The following is a 15,784-nucleotide window of genomic DNA, read 5'->3' as shown; positions in this document are numbered from 1 at the left end:
AGAAACTAGGGTTTGCGGGTGTAACGACCTCGTTCGACCGCCACGTAGCCATCCAGTTCCATGGCCAGCAGCATGGAGGAGGCCGCCGCGGCCGTCAATCCGGTGCGCGCGATCACTGAATCCATACAGGTGGGGTCGTGACCCAGCGCCTGCCACAAGCGCTGGTAGTCGGGATCTGGGAAGGACGGCGTGACGCCGGGGTCGTCGGCGATCCTCTCAGTGGGGGCGGCAAGGCGTCCGCGCAAGGCGTCGGCCAGTTCGGCGGCCAGCGGCGCGACCCCGGCCAGGACCTCCTCGGCGCTCTCGACCAGGCCGGCACCGTCGCGGATCAGGCGATGGCAGCCGCGTGCCAGCGGGTTGTGGATCGAGCCGGGCACCGCGAACACCTCGCGCCCGGCCTCGGCGGCCAGGCGTGCGGTGATCAGCGCGCCGGAACGGGCGGCGGCCTCGATCACCAGCGTGGCCAACGCCAGCCCGGCGATGATCCGGTTGCGCGCCGGGAAGTGGCTGGGCCGTGGCGGCGTACCCGGCGGATGCTCGCTGACCACCGCGCCGTGCGCGGCGATGCGTTCGCGCAGGGCGGCGTGCTGGCGCGGATAGGCCAGGTCGGCGCCGGTGCCGACCACCGCCACGGTGAGCCCGTCCTGGCGCGACAGCGCGGCCGTGTGCGCGGCGGCGTCGACCCCGGCGGCCATGCCGCTGGTCACCGCGAGCCCGGCCGTGGCCAGCGCCAGGGCGAAGCGGGATGCGTTGTCGCGGCCGCCGGCGCTGGGCGCACGGCTGCCGACCACGGCCACCGCCGGATGCCACAGCGCCGCCGGGTCGCCTTCCAGGTACAGCGCCAGCGGCGGGTTGGGCGCGCGCAGCAGCAGCGCCGGGTAGTCCGGATCGTGGCAGCCGAGCAGGTGCCGGCGCGGCTGCGTCAGCCAGGCCAGTGCGGTGTCCATCGCGGCGCGGTCGGGATGGCGCAGCGCCGCGATCTGCGCCGCATCCAGCCCGGCGTCGCGCCAGGTGGCCGCGCCGGCCTCCAATGCGGCGGCCGGGCTGCCGCAGCGTTCGAGCAGGCGCCGGCGTGGGGCGCTGGCGCCGCCGGCCAGCGACAGCGCCAGCAGCGCCGGGTCGGCACCGGTGGAGGGGGCGTGGCTGGGCAGGGCGGACATGGACCGGTTCCCGGGGCGGCGACGTCCCCAGGCTAGGCCGCAAACGCAGACGGCGCCCTCAGGCGCCGTCTGTTGCGGATGTAGGACTTGCCCGCGTGCGCGGGTCAGCGCGCGTCCGGGTGTTTGGCGTCGTAGCCGATCCGGATCGGCTTGATCCCATCCATCACCAGCGCGTAGCTGACCTTGTCGAAGGTGCGGAACACCATCGCGTGCGCGGCGTACTCGTCGGGCAGGGCCACGGTGCCGCGGCCGCCGGTGAAGCCGTCGTCGGCACGCGAGGTGTTCGGGCGGTGCACGCGGTCGTTGACCCGGGTGCCGTGGCGCCACAGCGAGACCACGGTGCCATTGTCGATCCCTTCGCGGCTGCCGCCGGAGAGCGCGATCACGTCGTGCGGGCCGGCGGCGCTGAACGCGTCGGCCACCGCCAGCACCCGCAGCCCGGCCTCGAGCGCCTGCGCCGAGGGCGGATGCGGCACGAACTGCAGGTCGTAAGGCTGCGCCTCGACCGCGATCAGGCGGTCGCCGGCGCGCACTTCGCGGGCGCTGTCCTGCAGCAGCAGGGACGTGGCCTGGCTGCCGTCGGCGGAGACGCGGGTGACGGTGCCGATATTGACCTGGGCCAGTTCGTAGCCGAGGGTCTCGCGGCGTTTGTTGTCCGGCGCCACGAAGGTCTGCCACAGGTTGCCGGTGCCCGGGGTGCTGCGGCCTTCGTTGTTCAGGTCGTCGCTGAGCCGGGGCAGTTCGTAGCGGACGGTCGGGCGGACCACCGCGTAGCGCTGCCCGGCCTGTGCGTCGTCGAGCCCGGTCGCGTAGACCGTTTGGCCGATGGTGGCGCGCAGGCGGTTGTCCTCGACGCCGACCACGTAGGGCAGCTCGTCGATGCTGTCGGCCACGCGCAGGTTCTTCAGGAACGGCTCGACGTCGGACAGCGGGATCGCGTCGATCGGCGCGTCCTGGCGCGGGCCGGGCTTGACCGTGCCGCGGGCCACGCGGTCCAGGTAGGCCAGGCTGAGCACGTCGCCGGGGTAGATCAGATGCGGGTTCTGCACCTGCGGGTTGGCCTGCCAGATTTCCGGCCACAGCCACGGCTTGCCGAGGAAGCGCCCGGCGATGTCCCACAGCGTGTCGCCCTTGCGCACCACGTAGGTGTCAGGGTGTTCGGCAGCCATGCTCGCGGAAGCGGCATAGGTCGCCACGGTAAGCATCGCCACGGCGACGACCGTACGGAGTCGATTGAACATGAGTGCGAAGCCTGATTCCCCAACAGGTCCGCGCACTATAGTCCAGAACCCAGGGCGCGGCGCAAGCGCCGGCGAGAACGGAGTAGAATTGGCCGGCCTTGCCGAATTGTCCGGCGCCCCCAACTGGGTACCGCTATGGCCCTGCTCCCCATCCTCGAATTCCCCGATCCCCGCCTGCGCACCAAGGCGGTGCCGGTCGACCCTGCCGAAGTGACCACCCCGGCGTTCCAGCGCCTGCTCGACGACATGTTCGAGACCATGTACGAGGCCCCCGGCATCGGCCTGGCGGCCAGCCAGGTGGACGTGCACAAGCGCTTCATGGTCATCGACGTCAGCGAGGAGAAGAACACCCCGCAGGTGTTCATCAACCCGCAGATCGTGCAGCGCGACGGCGAGCAGGTGTACCAGGAAGGCTGCCTGTCGGTGCCCGGCATTTATGCCGACGTGGCCCGCGCCGACGCCATCGTGGTGCGCTACCTGGACCGCCAGGGCCAGCCGCAGGAACTGTCCAGCGACGGCCTGCTGGCGGTGTGCGTGCAGCACGAGATGGACCACCTGGACGGCAAGCTGTTCGTCGACTATCTGTCCCCGCTCAAGCGCGAGATGGTGCGCAAGAAGCTGGCCAAGGCGCGCAAGCACGTGGCTTGAAGGCCGGGATTCGGGACTGGGGATTGGGGATTCGTAAGTGCGAGTCGGATTCCCTTCCGGTCGCCGAACCCCGCCGTTGCCAATCCCTAATCCCCACTCCCGAATCCCCGCCCAATGAAAATCGTCTTCGCCGGTACGCCGGACTTCGCCGTGCCGTCGTTGCGCGCGGCCGCGCAGCGCCATGAGGTGGTTGCGGTCTATACCCAGCCGGACCGGCCGGCCGGGCGTGGCCGCGGGCTGACTCCGTCGCCGGTCAAGCTGGAGGCGGTGGCGCGCGGCATCCCGGTGCTGCAGCCGGATACGCTGCGTTCGCCGGACGCGCTGCAGACCCTGCGCGCGCTGCAGCCGGACTTGCTGGTGGTGGTGGCCTACGGCCTGATCCTGCCCAAGGCGGTGCTGGCGATCCCGACCCATGGCTGCTGGAACGTGCATGCCTCGCTGCTGCCGCGTTGGCGCGGCGCCGCGCCGATCCAGCGCGCGATCGAGGCCGGCGACAGCGAAACCGGCGTGTGCCTGATGCAGATGGAAGCGGGCCTGGACACCGGCCCGGTGCTGATGTCGCAGCGCACGCCGATCGGCGACAGCGAGACCGGCGGGCAGTTGCACGACCGCCTGGCCGCGCTCGGCGCGCAGGTGCTGGCCGACGGCCTGGGTCTGCTGCGCGCCGGCATCCGCCCGGTGCCGCAGCCGCAGCCCGAGGCCGGCGTCACCTATGCGCACAAGCTGGACAAGGCGCAGGCGCGGCTGGACTGGCAGCAGCCGGCGGCGCAGCTGGCGCTGCGGGTGCGCGCGTTCAATCCATGGCCGATCACCGAAGCGGTGCTGGCCGGCGAGCGGGTGCGCGTGCACGGCGCGATCGCGCTGGACCTGGCCCACGCGCAGCCGCCGGGCACGGTACTGGCCGCCTCCAAGCAGGGCATCGACATCGCCTGCGGCCAGGGCGCGCTGCGCCTGCGCGTGCTGCAGCGCGACGGCGGCAAGGCGATCACCGCCGCCGACTACCTCAACGCCCGGCGCGATCTGCCGGTGCTGGCCTGAACCGGCGCCACCGGCCATGACCCAGGCGCCTGCCGCCGCCCTGCCGCCCGGCGTCGCGCCACGCGTCGCCGCCGCGCGCGTGCTGGCCGCGGTGATCGATCGCGGCCGTTCGCTGAAGGCCGAACTGGCCACGGCGTTGCCGGCGCTGCCCGATCCGCGTGATCGCGCCCTGGTCGAAGCGATCTGCTTCGCCGTGCTGCGCCGGCGCCCGGCCTACGAGGCGGCGCTGCGGCTGTGGCTGCAGAAGCAGCTGCCGCAGCGCGACGCCGAACTGCGCACGCTGCTGATGGCCGGGTTCGCCCAGCTCGACGTGCTCGGCCTGGCGCCGCACGCGGCGCTGTCGGCGACGGTGGAGGCGGCGCGGGCGCTGGACCGGCCGCGCCAGGCCGGCATGGTCAACGCCTTGCTGCGCCGCGCGCTGCGCGACGGGTTGCCGGCGGTGGCCGCCGACGCCGGCTGGCCGCTGTGGCTGCGCGATGCGCTGCATGCCGACTGGCCGCAACAGGCCGAGGCGATCTTCGCCGCCAGCCAGCAGGCGGCGCCGCTGTGGCTGCGGGTGAACCGCCAGCGCGGCACCCGCGAGGCCTATCTGCAGCAGCTGGCCGAGGCGGGCATCGGCGCGCAGGCGGTGCCGGACCTGGCCGATGCGATCCGCCTGGCCGAATCGGTGGCGATGAGCGCCTTGCCCGGCTTCGCCGACGGCTGGGTCTCGGTGCAGGACGGCTCGGCGCAGCAGGTCGCTGACGTGCTGGCGCCGGCGCCGGGCGCACGCGTGCTGGACGCCTGCGCCGCGCCCGGCGGCAAGTCCGCGCACCTGCTCGAGCGCGATCCGACGCTGCGCCTGACCGCGCTGGACGTGGACGCGCGGCGCCTGGCGCGGGTACGCGAGACCTTCGAACGCACCGGCGCCGGGGCGCTGGCCGTGCTGCAGGCGGCCGATGCGGCGCAGCCCGACGCCTGGTGGGATGGCGTGGCGTTCGATGCGGTGCTGCTCGACGCGCCGTGCTCGGCCACCGGCATCGTGCGCCGCCAGCCCGACGTGCTGCTGCACCGGCGGCGCGAGGACGTCGTCGCGCTGCAGGCCTTGCAGGCGCGGCTGCTGGACGCCGGCTGGCAGGTGCTGCGGCCGGGCGGGGTGCTGGTCTACGCGACCTGTTCGCTGCTCAAGGACGAGAACGCGCGGCAGCTGCAGGCGTTCCTGGCACGCACCGCCGATGCCGTGGCCGAGGATCCCGGCGCCGCCTGCGGCCACGCGGATGGCGGCGGCCGCCAGCGCCTGCCCGGCGAGCAGGACCGCGACGGTTTCTTCTATGCGCGGCTGCGCAAGACGGCGTGAAGCGGCCCCGGTATCATCCCGTCCCATGCTGAAGACCCGCGCGTCCCGAGAATTCTGGTTGCTGGCCCTGCTCGCGCTGCTGGTGCTCGGCGCCGGGCTCGGCCTGCGCGACCCGCACCCGGCCGACGAACCGCGCTTCGCGCTGGTCGCCAAGCAGATGGTGGACAGCGGCAACTGGCTGTTCCCGCACCGCGGCACCGAGCTGTACTCGGACAAGCCGCCGATGCTGATGTGGCTGCAGGCCTCGTTCTATGAGTTGTTCGGCAACTGGCGGGTGGCGTTCCTGCTGCCGTCGCTGCTGGCCGGGCTGGGCACGCTGGCCTGCGTCTACGACCTGGGCCGGCGGCTGTGGATGCGCCGGGTCGGCATGTATGCGGCGTACGCGCTGCTGTTCGCGTTCCACTTCACCTACCAGGCGAAGAAGGCGCAGATCGATCCGCTGGTGGTGTTCTACATCACCCTGGCCAACTACGGCCTGTTGCGCCACGTGCTGCGCGGACCGGACTGGCGGATGTGGGCGCTGGGCTGGTTCGCCGCCGGCCTGGGCACGATCACCAAGGGCGTGGGCGCGCTGGCGCTGCTGATGCTGCTGCCGGCCGCGGCCGCGTCGCTGGCGCAGTGGCGCGGAGTCAGGGTCGGTGCGCGCGATCCGCGCTTCTGGCTGGGGCCGCTGGCGTTCCTGGGCGCGGTGTCGATCTGGCTGGTGCCGATGGTGGCCACGGCGCTGTCGGCGCACGAGCCCGAATACCGCGCCTACCTCGACGACATCCTGTTCCGGCAGACCGCCGGGCGCTACACCAAGTCCTGGGACCACCCGCACGGGCCGTTGTACTTCCTCGGGGTGATGCCGAGCATGTGGCTGCCGCTGCTGCTGGCCCTGCCGTGGGCGATCCCGGCCTGGGCGCGGCGCCTGCGCCGGCGCGATCCGCGCTATCTGCTGCCGCTGGCGTGGTGGGCGCTGATCGTGCTGTTCTTCTCGATCCCGACCGGCAAGCGCGACGTCTACATCCTGCCGGCGCTGCCGATGCTGTGCCTGGCGATGGCGCCGCTGATCCCCGGGCTGCTGCGCAGGACCGGGGTCAAGCGCCTGCTGCTGGCGTTCACCGTGCTGCTGACCGTGGCGCTGGGCGCCGTCGGCGCGGCGGTCCTGGCCGGGCACGGCTTCCGCGCGCAGATGATGCAGGAGCGCGGCGTGGACCTGCCGACCGTGCAGGCGCTGGGCTGGATCCTGCTGGCGATCGGCCTGTGGGGCGTGGCCAGCCTGGCGGTGTTCGCGCGGCGCCGCCCGCACCTGGCGATGGTGTCGACGCTGAGCATGCTGTGGGTGCTGGTCGGGCTGATGGTGTATCCGTTGATCAATCTCTCCAGCTCCGCACGCGGAGTGATGGAAGCGGCCGGCCGCCGCATCGGCCCGGATGCCGAGCTGGGCCTGGTCGCATGGAAGGAGCAGAACCTGCTGATGGCCGACCGCGCCGCGACCACGTTCGGTTTCGTGGTGCCATGGGACCAGCAGTTGCGCCGCGGCGTGGCCTGGCAGGCGCAGGCGCCGCAGCGCCGCTGGCTGCTGGTGCAGGAAGCGGCGATGCTCGGCTGCATCGATCGTGGCGCCAGCACTCTGGCCGGCGTGTCCAACCGCCGCAACTGGTGGCTGGTGCCGGCCGGCGCCGTGCACGGGCAATGCGTGGTCACCGGCAGCGACCGCGATCGCCTGCGCGAGCAGGACAAGGACCGCTTCGAGTGAGTCGCGGCCGCGCCTGCTTCGCTCGCAACGCAGGCGCCATGCGCGCAGGAGGGCGAGCGTGCCGATGCGCTTGATCCGGGTCATCAGCCGCGACAACGGCGGCGGCCTGAGCCGCGACCTGCAGGTGGTCGCCGAGACGCTGCGCAACAGCGGCCGCTATCGGGTGGAGGTGCTCGGCTTCGGCACGGTGCGCTTCGCCAACCACCTGCGCGAACTGCGCCTGGCCCTGCGCAGCCTGCTGCGCGGTCGCGCCGACCTGCAGATCTTCCTGGAGCGGGTCTATCCGCGCTGCCTGGGCGCCGGCCGCCGCAACGTGCTGGTGCCCAATCCGGAATGGTTCCGCCGCAAGTGGCTGCGCTGGCTGCCGCGCTTCGAGCGGGTGCTGTGCAAGACCCGGCAGGCCGAGCAGCGCTTTTCCACGCTGGGTCCGGCGACCGCGTTCATCGGTTTCTGCAGCGACGACTGCTACCGCCCGGAGGTGCCGCGCGAGCGCGCCTGCCTGCACGTGGCCGGGCGCAGTTCGGCCAAGGGCACCGCGGTGCTGCTGCAGACCTGGGCGCGCCACCCGGAATGGCCGCGGCTGACCGTGGTGCAGAGCGCCAAGAAGTCGCGTCCGATCGAAGCCGCGAACATCGACTACCTGACCGGCTACCTGGACCAGCGCGAGCTGCGCCGGCTGCAGAACGCGCACCGCTTCCACCTGTGCCCGTCCGAGGTCGAGGGTTTCGGCCACTACATCATGGAAGCGCTGAGCGTCGGCGCGGTGGTGATCACCACCGATGGCGCGCCGATGAACGAACTGGTGGGCGCCGAACGCGGCATCTTGATCGCGCCGGTCGGCGAGCGCGCGGACAATTTCGGCGTGCGCTACCAGATCGACGCGGCCGGCATCGAGCGGGCGATGGCGCAGGCACTGGCGCTGGCGCCGATGCAGTGCGATGCACTGGGCACCGCGGCGCGCAGCTTCTTCGAATCGCGCCAGCGCGAGTTCGGCGAGCGGCTGCAGGCGGCGGTGGCCGATCTGCTCGGCGATGCGCCGCCGCCGGCCACGTCGGCGACGGCCGGCAGCGGCCGCGTGCAGGTCAGGTCGGGTTAGGGGTCGCGCTTGGATCATCGCCCACCACCGTCTTTCCGTCTGCTTTCCAGATGACCGAAGAAGCCGCACCGCATCGCGCCGCATCGCCGCTGGCCGCGTCCTCCTCCTCTCGCCATGTGCTGGTCGAGCGGGCGGCGGCGCTGGGCATGCTGTGCCTGCCGGCGCTGGTGGTCAGCATGCCGGGCGGGCTGCTGCCGTTCGGCCTGCTGCTGCTGGCGACCAGCCTGCTGGCGCTGGGCCGCATGCGCCGCGCCGCGGCCGGGCTGCAGCCGTCGCTGCGCTGGCTCGGCGTGCTGGCGCTGCTGGTGATCGGGCTGTCGGTGGTCTCGCTGCTGTACTTCGGCCAGCCGCTGAAGGACATCGACAACCGCACCCGCTTCCTGGTGCTGCCATGGGCCGCGCTGTGGGTCTACGCGCTGCGCCCGCCGCGGCAACTGCTGTGGTGGGGCGCGCTGCTGGGCATCTTCGCCACGCTGGCGGTGGCGGTCGTGCAGGTGCTGCACGGCGCGCCGCGTGCCGAAGGCTGGACCAACGCGATTGTGCTGGCCGACGTGGTGCTGATGCTGATGGTGGTGGCGGTGTTCTGCCGGCCGCACGGACACTGGCCGTGGACCATCGTCGCGATCGCCGCCGGTTGCGCGACCATCCTGCTCAGCGGCAGCCGCGGCGTGTGGCTGGGCATGTTGCTGCTGCTGGTGGCCACCTCGCTGTGCGTGCGCTGGCGCAGCGGCGGCGCGCGGCTGGTGATCCTGGGCATGCTCACCGCGCTGGCGGCGACCCTGGTGCTGAGCGTCCCGGCGCTGACCCGGCAGACCCGCCTGGCCGAGCTGCATCACGACGTGCAGCGCTACGAGCGCGGCGACAGCGATTCCTCGGCCGGCGCGCGCATCGAGCGCCTGCAGGTGGCGGCCGCGACCTTCGTCGAGCATCCGCTGGTCGGGGTCGGCGTGGGCCGCTTCGACAACGCGATGCTGCGCCTGCCGGATTGCCGCGGCAGCACATGGGTGGAGCGTTGCCACCTGGGCCATGCGCACAACGACCTGGCCGAATGGAGCGCGACCCAGGGCCTGCCCGGCACGCTGCTGATCGTGCTGGTCTACGGCGTGCCGCTGTGGCTGCTGGTGCGCCTGTACCGGCGCCGCCCGCACCGCGAGTTCCATGGTCCGGCCGCGACCGGGATCATGGTGGTCGCGGCCTACATCCTGTGCGGCATGACCCAGTCGATGTTCGCGCACCAGGTGACCACCGGCTTCTACGTGTCGCTGGTCGGCGTGCTGATCGGGCTGGCGGCCTGCGATGCTGCCGCGCCGCGCATACGCGACGGCGCCGCTGAACGGGTTGCCGGAAGCCGGTAGACTGCCGGTCCCGCATCGCCGAGCGGTGCGGCGCCGTCCGCGCCGCGACCGCAGCTTGCACCGCTCCTTTCGGATACCGAGCGCCATGGCCGACGCCGCCGCGACCACCCTGCCGCTCAGCCTGGTGGTGATGACCTACAACGAAGCCGCCAACATCGCGCGCTGCCTGGACAGCGTGCCGTTCGCCGCCGACAAGCTGGTGGTGGACTGCGGCAGCAGCGACGACACCGTGGCGATCGCGCGCGCGCATGGCGCGCGCGTGGTCGAGCAGGCCTGGCTGGGCTTCGGCGCGCAGCGCAACTTCGCTTCCACCCAGGCCGCGCACGACTGGATCCTGGTGCTGGACGCGGACGAGTTCCTGTCCGATGCGCTGCGCGCCGAATGCCTGGCGCGGCTGCCGCAGGTGCTGGCCGAGGACCGGCTGGACGCGGTGTGGCTGCGCCGCAGCACCTGGTACATGGGCGCGCCGATGCGCTGGTACCGGCCGATGGTCGGCGAACGCCTGGCGCGGCTGTACCACCGCGGCCGCGCGCGCTGGAGCGATGCGCGGGTGCACGAATCGCTGCGCTTCGACGGTGCCAGCGCCGAGTTCGCGCCGCCGTTCAACCACCTGCACAACCCGACCCTGGTGCACAAGCAGCTGAAGGTGCTGCGCTACGCCGAACTGAAGGCGCTCGGCTGGCGCGACAAGCGCAAGCCGGTGAGAATGTGGCAGAGCCCGTTCGTCTTCGTCGGCGCCTTCCTCAAGGACTACCTGCTGCGCCTGGCGGTGCTCGACGGCTGGCGCGGCTTCGTGGTGGCGCAGACCGCGGCCAGCTACGCGCTGTACAAGCGCCTGCGCTACTACGAGATGCAGTACAACCCGGCCTCGGTGGAGCAGGCGCGGGCGCAACTGCAACGCCACGATCTGGAGCACTGATGAGCAAGCACTACCTGCTGTACGGATCGGAGCGTTATGCGCTGGCGATCCTGCGCCCGCTGCAGGCGGCGATCCGCGCGCGCGGCGACCAGGCGGCCTGGTTCTTCGACGGCCCCGGCGCCGCCGACCTGAGCGCCGACGAGCGCCACCTGGCCACGGTCGAGGAGGTGCTGGCGTGGAATCCGTACGCGGTGATCACCTCCAGCAACGCGGTGCCGCATTTCTTCCCCGGGGTAAAGGTCGAGACCTTCCACGGCTTCGACGCCGGCAAGCCGCGGCACATTTACGTGCGCGGCTTCTTCGACCTGTATTGCACCACCGGCCCGCGCGACACCGCCGCGTTCGGCGCGCTGGCGCGCAAGCTCGGCCACTTCGCGGTGAAGGAAACCGGCTTTCCCAAGATCGATCCGTTCATGCGCGAGATCGGCGGCGAGCTGGCGCCGGTGCGGCAACCGCCGGTGATCCTGTATCACTCCACGTTCTCGCCGTCGTGGAGCGCGGCCGGCATCCTCTACGACGAGGTCGCGCGGCTGTCGCGCAGCGGCGAATGGCGCTGGATCGTGACCTTCCATCCGAAGATGGATCCGGACGTGGTCGCGCGCTACCGGGCGCTGGAGAGCGAATACGTGCATTTTGCCGACAACGACAACATCCTGGAGCTGTTCCCGCAGGTGGACCTGATGTGTTCGGACACCTCCTCGGCGCTCAACGAATTCCTGCTCACCTACAAGCCGGTGGTGACGTTCAAGAACCGGCGCCCCGGCCCGCAGCTGATCGACATCGACGATCCGGCGCAGTTCGAGCCGGCCATCCGCCGCGCGCTGGCGCGGCCGCCGGAACTGATGGCGGCGATCCGCGCGTTCGCCGACGGCCTGCATCCCTACCGCGACGGCCAGTCCAGCGAGCGCGTGCTGCGCGCGATCGACGATTTCGTCGCCGAGGGCGCGCGCAACCCGCGGCGCAAGCCGTGGAATTTCTGGCGCAAGCTGAAGATCCGCCGGCGCATCGGCTACTGGGGCCGCGGCGCGCGTTGAGCCGGCGCGTGGCCGGGTGCGGCGCGCGCCGCTACCAGCGCAGCCGGCGCCGCGCCAGCGCGCGGCTCAGTTGCAGGTACAGCGCCTGCGCTTCGGTCTCGGGCACCAGACGCACCCGCAACGGCGGCTCGCCATGGCGGGCGCCGGCGGTATCCAGCCACAGCGTCGCGGTGCCGCAGCAGCGGTCCAGCGGCGAGCGGGTCAGCTGCAGCGCCTGCAGCTTGTCGATCTCGGCCAGCCGCCACCAGCGCGTCCACCAGCCGCCGCGCACCGCCACGTAGCGCGCGTCCACGGCATAGCCCATGCGTTGCGCCTGGCGCCAGGCCTTGAACGCCGACCACGGCAGCCACAGCAGCGACAGTGCGGCCCAGGCGCCGAACGGGCGCCACAGCGCGGCGCAGGCCAGCGGCACCAGGCACGCTGCCGGTAGGCACAGCCGCCACCAGCAGCGCGTGGCGATCGCATGCCACTGCGGCGGCGGCCACGCGATCTGCGGCAGCAACCGATGCAGCAGCGCATCGCAGGCGGCCGGGGTCGCCAGCGGCGCCAGTTCCTTCAGCGCACGGCCCTGCTCGCCATGCCCGTCCATCACCGCGGTGTCGATGTGCAGGCTGCGCCGCCGCAGCAGGCGGTGCAGCACACCTTCGTGCAGGGTCCAGGCCTGGATGCGGCGCCGTGCCACGCTGGTGCGCAGCCGCGCCAGCAGACCGCGCTCCACGGTCAGGCGGCGTTCGCTCTCGCTGAGCCGGAAACCGTGGTACTGCAGCAGCGCCAGCGCCATCGACAGCACGCGCATGATCAGCAGCAGCGTCGCCAGCATCAGCGCCAGGGTCACCACGCCGGCCATCCAGCCCAGGTGCAGGTGGCTGGCGTAGCCGAACAACTGCCGCCCGTAGTGCTCGATCGCGTTGGAGACCATGCGCTCGGGGAACAGTTGGTAGGTGGCGCCGAATGCGGCCGCCACCACCACCATGCCGCGGTTGGAGATCAGTCCCTGGCGCAGCACTTCCGAAGTGGGCAGCGCCAGCAGCACGTCGCTGGCCGAGGCGGCATCGGCGCTGGCCGGGTCGGCCTGTGCGCGATGGCGGATCTGCCGTTCCAGCGCCAGCGCTTGGTCCAGCCGCAGCACCCGCATCTCCGCTTCCGGCTTGGCCCCGCCGGCCGATTCCAGACGGACCTCGGCCACGCCGAACAGGCGGTGCAGCAGCGACTGGTGCACGACCACGTTGTGGATGCGCGCGAACGGGATCTCGCGCAGGCTGCGCTGCAGCCAGCCGCTGCGGATGCTCAGGCTGTCGCGGCCGATCCGGTAGTGGTAGGTGAGGTAGCGCAGCAGCGAGACGGCGATCAGCGCGCTGCCCACCGCCAGCATCACAAGTTGGTCGATGTGGTCGTTGCGCCCGTCGCGGCCGCCGAACACCGCCAGCACCAGCAGCGGCAGCAGGAACTGCTTGAGGTGCTGCAGCAGCACGAACAGCCACGACCACGGATGCAGGCGCCGGACCGCGATGTCCTCGGCGTCCAGGGCCGCGCTCACAGCGCGTCGTCGTCGTGGTCGAGCTGGTGCGCCAGGCGTTCGCGCAGGCGCTCGGCATCGGCCTGGTCCAGGCCGGGTACCGCCACCGCGTTGTGGCGGGTGCCGGCGGTATGCACCACCAGCGTGGACAGGCGCGCGGCGCGCTGCAGCGGGCCGTGGCGCAGGTCCAGGTGCTGCACCCGCGAGATCGGGATGTGCGCCTCGCTCTGCCACCAGCGCCCGCGGCGCAGCGCCAGGCCCTGCGCATCGAGCCGCCAGCGGATCAGGCGATGGCGCTTGAACCCCACCCAGGCACCGCCGAGCGCGCCCAGTGCCGCCGCCGCGGCGCCGATCGGCAGCGCCTGCGCGCTGTGCAGGCCAAGGCCGAAGATGGCCGCGCCGATCAGGATGCTGCAGCCGAGCATGCTGCCGCCGCCGAGCGCGGCCAGCCAGGCGCCACGCACCGGCAGCGGCTGCCAGCCGTCGTCGGCCGGGCCCGCGTCGACCGACGGCGCATCGGCGCCAAGCGCGGCGGCGGGGGGATCCAGGGACGGCGGTGCGGTCACGGCGGGTTCTCGAAGCGGTGGACGGCACAGCATGCGCGCCGGCAGGGTCCGATCGTAACGCGGGCGACGCCCGGCTGCGTTGTCGCCGGGCACGAAGCGCGCAGGTACAGGCATGGAACGCGCCTCGCCGGTCGGAATCCCCGCCGTCGCGCAGGTCCCACGGCCGCAGATCAGCGCACGGCGCGGATCAACGCGTCCACGTCCAGCGCATGCCCGGCGCGGGCCGCCTTGGTGCGCAGATAGCCTTCGTTCTCGGCGGTGATCGTGCCGGTGATCGGGATGCGTTCGACCACCTCGATGCCGGCCGCGCGCAGGCGCTCGGCCTTGGAGGGGTTGTTGGTCAGCAGGCGCACGCGCTGGATGCCGAGTCCGCGCAGCATCGCCACCGCGCTGCCATAGCGGCGCTCGTCGGCGCCGAAGCCCAGTTGCGCGTCGGCGTCGATGGTGTCCAGTCCGTCGTGCTGGTAGCCGTAGGCGCGCATCTTGGTGGCGATGCCGGTGCCGCGGCCTTCCTGGTCCAGGTACAGCAGCACGCCGCCGCCGAGTTCCTTGAGCTTGGCCAGGCCATGCCGCAGTTGGTCGCCGCAGTCGCACTTCAGCGAGCCGAACAGGTCGCCGGTGAGGCAGGAGGAGTGCACCCGCACCGGCACCGGTGCGGACAGGTCGGGCTCGCCGATCAGGATCGCGACCTGGTCGCGCTGCGCCACGCCGCCGCGGAACACCGCGAACTCGCTGTTGCCCAGGTCGCGCAACGGCACCCGGGTGCGGGTCACCAGTTCGTAGTTGCCGGCGGCGCTCAGCGCGCAGCCGTGCTCCAGGTCGTCCAGCTGCAGCGACTGGCAGCCCTGGAAGGCGCTGGTGTCCGCGCCCAGGTCCACTGCGATCATCGCCGGCAGCAGCAGGCCCAGGCGCGCGATCTCCACCGCGCCGGCGTCCAGCGCATCGCCCGGCACCCAGTGCGCCGGCACCGGGCCGTCGCGCAGGTAGGCCAGCGCCGCCAGCGCGTCGTAGGACTGGCCGGCGAGGGCGACGCGCGCGCCCTGCGGCGCGGCCAGGCCCAGCACCTGCGCGCGCGGTGGGGTCAGGAACAGGTAGTGGCGCTGCGCCGCCGCCTGCGCGAAGCTCTGGTAGGACTGCGCGGTGCTGCTGTCCAGCGCCAGCACCGCCCGCGCATGGCCGTGGCGGTCCTCGATGACCACCGGACGCCCGGCACGCAGTTCCGAGGCCGCGCGCTCGCTGCGGATCGCGGCGGGGTCGCCGAAGGCGTGCACGGAGGTGGGGGCGGGGCTGGTCATGCACGACTCCAAATGGGGATCTCCGGCGCCGCTTCAAGGCGTGCCGGCGCCGCAGCGCCCGGCACGCGCGGCTGTGGGCCCGGCGCGGCGGCGGTTCCGGCCGGCCATTGTCGCGTGGTTTGGCCGTGCCGCCAGCATGCGCAGGATGGAACGCACTGTGCGCCGCGCCGCCACGCATCGCATGCAACCGCTGGCCGGCGCGCGGTCACTCACTGGATCGTGGCCGCGATCGCCGGCAGGAGGGGGCGGGCATGTTCAAGCGCGGTCGATTGTTTTCTACTACGCCGGACCCGTTCTCCAGGACCTGCGCATGCACCTCGTCGAATGCACCGAACAGCGCCACGCCGGCGCGATCCTGGACATCTTCAACGAGGCCATCGTCCATTCCACCGCCCTGTACGACTACCGGCCGCGGCCGCCGGAGAGCATGGCCGGCTGGTTCGCGGCCAAGCGTGCTGGCGGCTTCCCGGTGATCGGGGTCGAGGATGCGGCCGACACTCTGCTCGGCTTCGCCAGCTATGGCACCTTCCGCGCCTGGCCGGCGTTCAAGTACAGCGTCGAGCATTCGGTCTACGTGCATCGCGACCATCGCGGCAAGGGCCTGGGGCGGCGCCTGCTGCTGGCGCTGGTCGAGGCGGCGCAGGAACGCGGCGTGCACGTGCTGGTGGGCGGCATAGACGCCAGCAACGTCGGCAGCATCGCGCTGCACGAGCAACTGGGCTTCGTGCACGCCGGCACGGTGCGCGAGGCCGGCTTCAAGTTCGGGCGCTGGCTGGACCTCGCGTTCTACCAGCGCATTCTCGCCAGCCCGGCCGAGCCGCACGACGATTAGCGGCTGC

At 72.3% G+C, this 15,784-nt stretch carries 14 protein-coding genes; 9 read left to right on the top strand and 5 right to left on the bottom strand.

Going from position 1 to position 15,784, the window contains the following annotated elements:
• Positions 1–5 precede the first annotated feature (5 nt).
• Together dprA and NUG20_RS19010 are read right to left on the bottom strand one after the other, a co-directional pair.
• Positions 6–1,160 carry a DNA-processing protein DprA gene (gene dprA / locus NUG20_RS19015; RefSeq protein ID WP_263395956.1) on the bottom strand — a complete coding sequence of 385 codons (1,155 nt, stop codon included), beginning with the start codon at positions 1,158–1,160 and terminating at the stop codon, positions 6–8.
• A gap of 104 nt (positions 1,161–1,264) precedes the next feature.
• Positions 1,265–2,401, bottom strand: a complete 1,137-nt coding sequence (locus NUG20_RS19010) for a LysM peptidoglycan-binding domain-containing protein (protein ID WP_263395955.1) — start codon at positions 2,399–2,401, stop codon at positions 1,265–1,267.
• Positions 2,402–2,536: 135 nt separating this feature from the next.
• Between NUG20_RS19010 and def the strand changes: the two genes are divergently transcribed.
• From def to NUG20_RS18970, 8 genes are all read left to right on the top strand, one after another.
• The gene (gene def, locus NUG20_RS19005; protein ID WP_263395954.1) at positions 2,537–3,049 is read left to right on the top strand and encodes a peptide deformylase; all 513 of its coding nucleotides are present in this window, start codon (positions 2,537–2,539) and stop codon (positions 3,047–3,049) included.
• A 114-nt stretch (positions 3,050–3,163) separates the two neighbouring features.
• On the top strand, positions 3,164–4,087 hold the full coding sequence (fmt, locus tag NUG20_RS19000; RefSeq protein ID WP_263395953.1) for a methionyl-tRNA formyltransferase: 924 nt from the start codon (positions 3,164–3,166) through the stop codon (positions 4,085–4,087).
• Positions 4,088–4,103: 16 nt separating this feature from the next.
• Positions 4,104–5,423 (top strand): 16S rRNA (cytosine(967)-C(5))-methyltransferase RsmB, encoded by a 1,320-nt coding sequence (gene rsmB / locus NUG20_RS18995; protein WP_263395952.1) that lies wholly within the window; start codon positions 4,104–4,106, stop codon positions 5,421–5,423.
• A 25-nt stretch (positions 5,424–5,448) separates the two neighbouring features.
• The gene (locus NUG20_RS18990) at positions 5,449–7,164 is read left to right on the top strand and encodes an ArnT family glycosyltransferase (protein ID WP_263395951.1); all 1,716 of its coding nucleotides are present in this window, start codon (positions 5,449–5,451) and stop codon (positions 7,162–7,164) included.
• A gap of 64 nt (positions 7,165–7,228) precedes the next feature.
• Positions 7,229–8,260 (top strand): glycosyltransferase, encoded by a 1,032-nt coding sequence (locus NUG20_RS18985; RefSeq protein WP_263398542.1) that lies wholly within the window; start codon positions 7,229–7,231, stop codon positions 8,258–8,260.
• Between the two features lie 50 nt (positions 8,261–8,310).
• Positions 8,311–9,615 (top strand): O-antigen ligase family protein, encoded by a 1,305-nt coding sequence (locus tag NUG20_RS18980; protein WP_263395950.1) that lies wholly within the window; start codon positions 8,311–8,313, stop codon positions 9,613–9,615.
• Between the two features lie 85 nt (positions 9,616–9,700).
• Positions 9,701–10,534, top strand: a complete 834-nt coding sequence (locus NUG20_RS18975) for a glycosyltransferase family 2 protein (protein WP_263395949.1) — start codon at positions 9,701–9,703, stop codon at positions 10,532–10,534.
• Complete coding sequence (locus NUG20_RS18970) at positions 10,534–11,568, top strand: CDP-glycerol glycerophosphotransferase family protein (RefSeq protein WP_263395948.1); 1,035 nt, start codon at positions 10,534–10,536, stop codon at positions 11,566–11,568. Before NUG20_RS18975 ends, NUG20_RS18970 begins: the two co-directional genes overlap by 1 nt.
• Positions 11,569–11,599: 31 nt before the next feature.
• Here the strand turns inward: NUG20_RS18970 and NUG20_RS18965 are convergent, their stop codons facing one another.
• The 3 genes from NUG20_RS18965 to ribA all read right to left on the bottom strand — a co-directional run bounded on the left by NUG20_RS18965 (position 11,600) and on the right by ribA (position 14,945).
• Positions 11,600–13,105: a PH domain-containing protein gene (locus NUG20_RS18965; protein WP_263395947.1), complete on the bottom strand. Its 1,506-nt coding sequence runs from the start codon at positions 13,103–13,105 to the stop codon at positions 11,600–11,602.
• The gene (locus tag NUG20_RS18960; RefSeq protein ID WP_263395946.1) at positions 13,102–13,650 is read right to left on the bottom strand and encodes a PH domain-containing protein; all 549 of its coding nucleotides are present in this window, start codon (positions 13,648–13,650) and stop codon (positions 13,102–13,104) included. The genes NUG20_RS18965 and NUG20_RS18960 overlap by 4 nt, the downstream gene beginning before the upstream one ends.
• Positions 13,651–13,820: 170 nt before the next feature.
• Positions 13,821–14,945 (bottom strand): GTP cyclohydrolase II RibA, encoded by a 1,125-nt coding sequence (gene ribA, locus NUG20_RS18955; RefSeq protein ID WP_263395945.1) that lies wholly within the window; start codon positions 14,943–14,945, stop codon positions 13,821–13,823.
• A 310-nt stretch (positions 14,946–15,255) separates the two neighbouring features.
• Between ribA and NUG20_RS18950 the strand changes: the two genes are divergently transcribed.
• Entirely contained in the window at positions 15,256–15,777 is a 522-nt protein-coding gene (locus tag NUG20_RS18950) for a GNAT family N-acetyltransferase (protein ID WP_263395944.1), read from the top strand.
• Positions 15,778–15,784 lie beyond the last annotated feature (7 nt).

Origin of the sequence: Xanthomonas sp. CFBP 8443 (assembly GCF_025666195.1) — a bacterium.
Lineage (GTDB): Bacteria > Pseudomonadota > Gammaproteobacteria > Xanthomonadales > Xanthomonadaceae > Xanthomonas_A.
Note: the sequence above shows the minus strand (reverse complement) of the source record. Positions and strands in the feature narration are given on the sequence as shown.

Coding starts and splice junctions, on each gene's coding strand:
- dprA (WP_263395956.1), bottom strand. CDS start 1,160: ATGTCCGCCCTGCCCAGCCACGCCCCCTCCACCGGTGCCGACCCGGCG.
- NUG20_RS19010 (WP_263395955.1), bottom strand. CDS start 2,401: ATGTTCAATCGACTCCGTACGGTCGTCGCCGTGGCGATGCTTACCGTG.
- def (WP_263395954.1), top strand. CDS start 2,537: ATGGCCCTGCTCCCCATCCTCGAATTCCCCGATCCCCGCCTGCGCACC.
- fmt (WP_263395953.1), top strand. CDS start 3,164: ATGAAAATCGTCTTCGCCGGTACGCCGGACTTCGCCGTGCCGTCGTTG.
- rsmB (WP_263395952.1), top strand. CDS start 4,104: ATGACCCAGGCGCCTGCCGCCGCCCTGCCGCCCGGCGTCGCGCCACGC.
- NUG20_RS18990 (WP_263395951.1), top strand. CDS start 5,449: ATGCTGAAGACCCGCGCGTCCCGAGAATTCTGGTTGCTGGCCCTGCTC.
- NUG20_RS18985 (WP_263398542.1), top strand. CDS start 7,229: ATGCGCTTGATCCGGGTCATCAGCCGCGACAACGGCGGCGGCCTGAGC.
- NUG20_RS18980 (WP_263395950.1), top strand. CDS start 8,311: ATGACCGAAGAAGCCGCACCGCATCGCGCCGCATCGCCGCTGGCCGCG.
- NUG20_RS18975 (WP_263395949.1), top strand. CDS start 9,701: ATGGCCGACGCCGCCGCGACCACCCTGCCGCTCAGCCTGGTGGTGATG.
- NUG20_RS18970 (WP_263395948.1), top strand. CDS start 10,534: ATGAGCAAGCACTACCTGCTGTACGGATCGGAGCGTTATGCGCTGGCG.
- ribA (WP_263395945.1), bottom strand. CDS start 14,945: ATGACCAGCCCCGCCCCCACCTCCGTGCACGCCTTCGGCGACCCCGCC.
- NUG20_RS18950 (WP_263395944.1), top strand. CDS start 15,256: ATGCACCTCGTCGAATGCACCGAACAGCGCCACGCCGGCGCGATCCTG.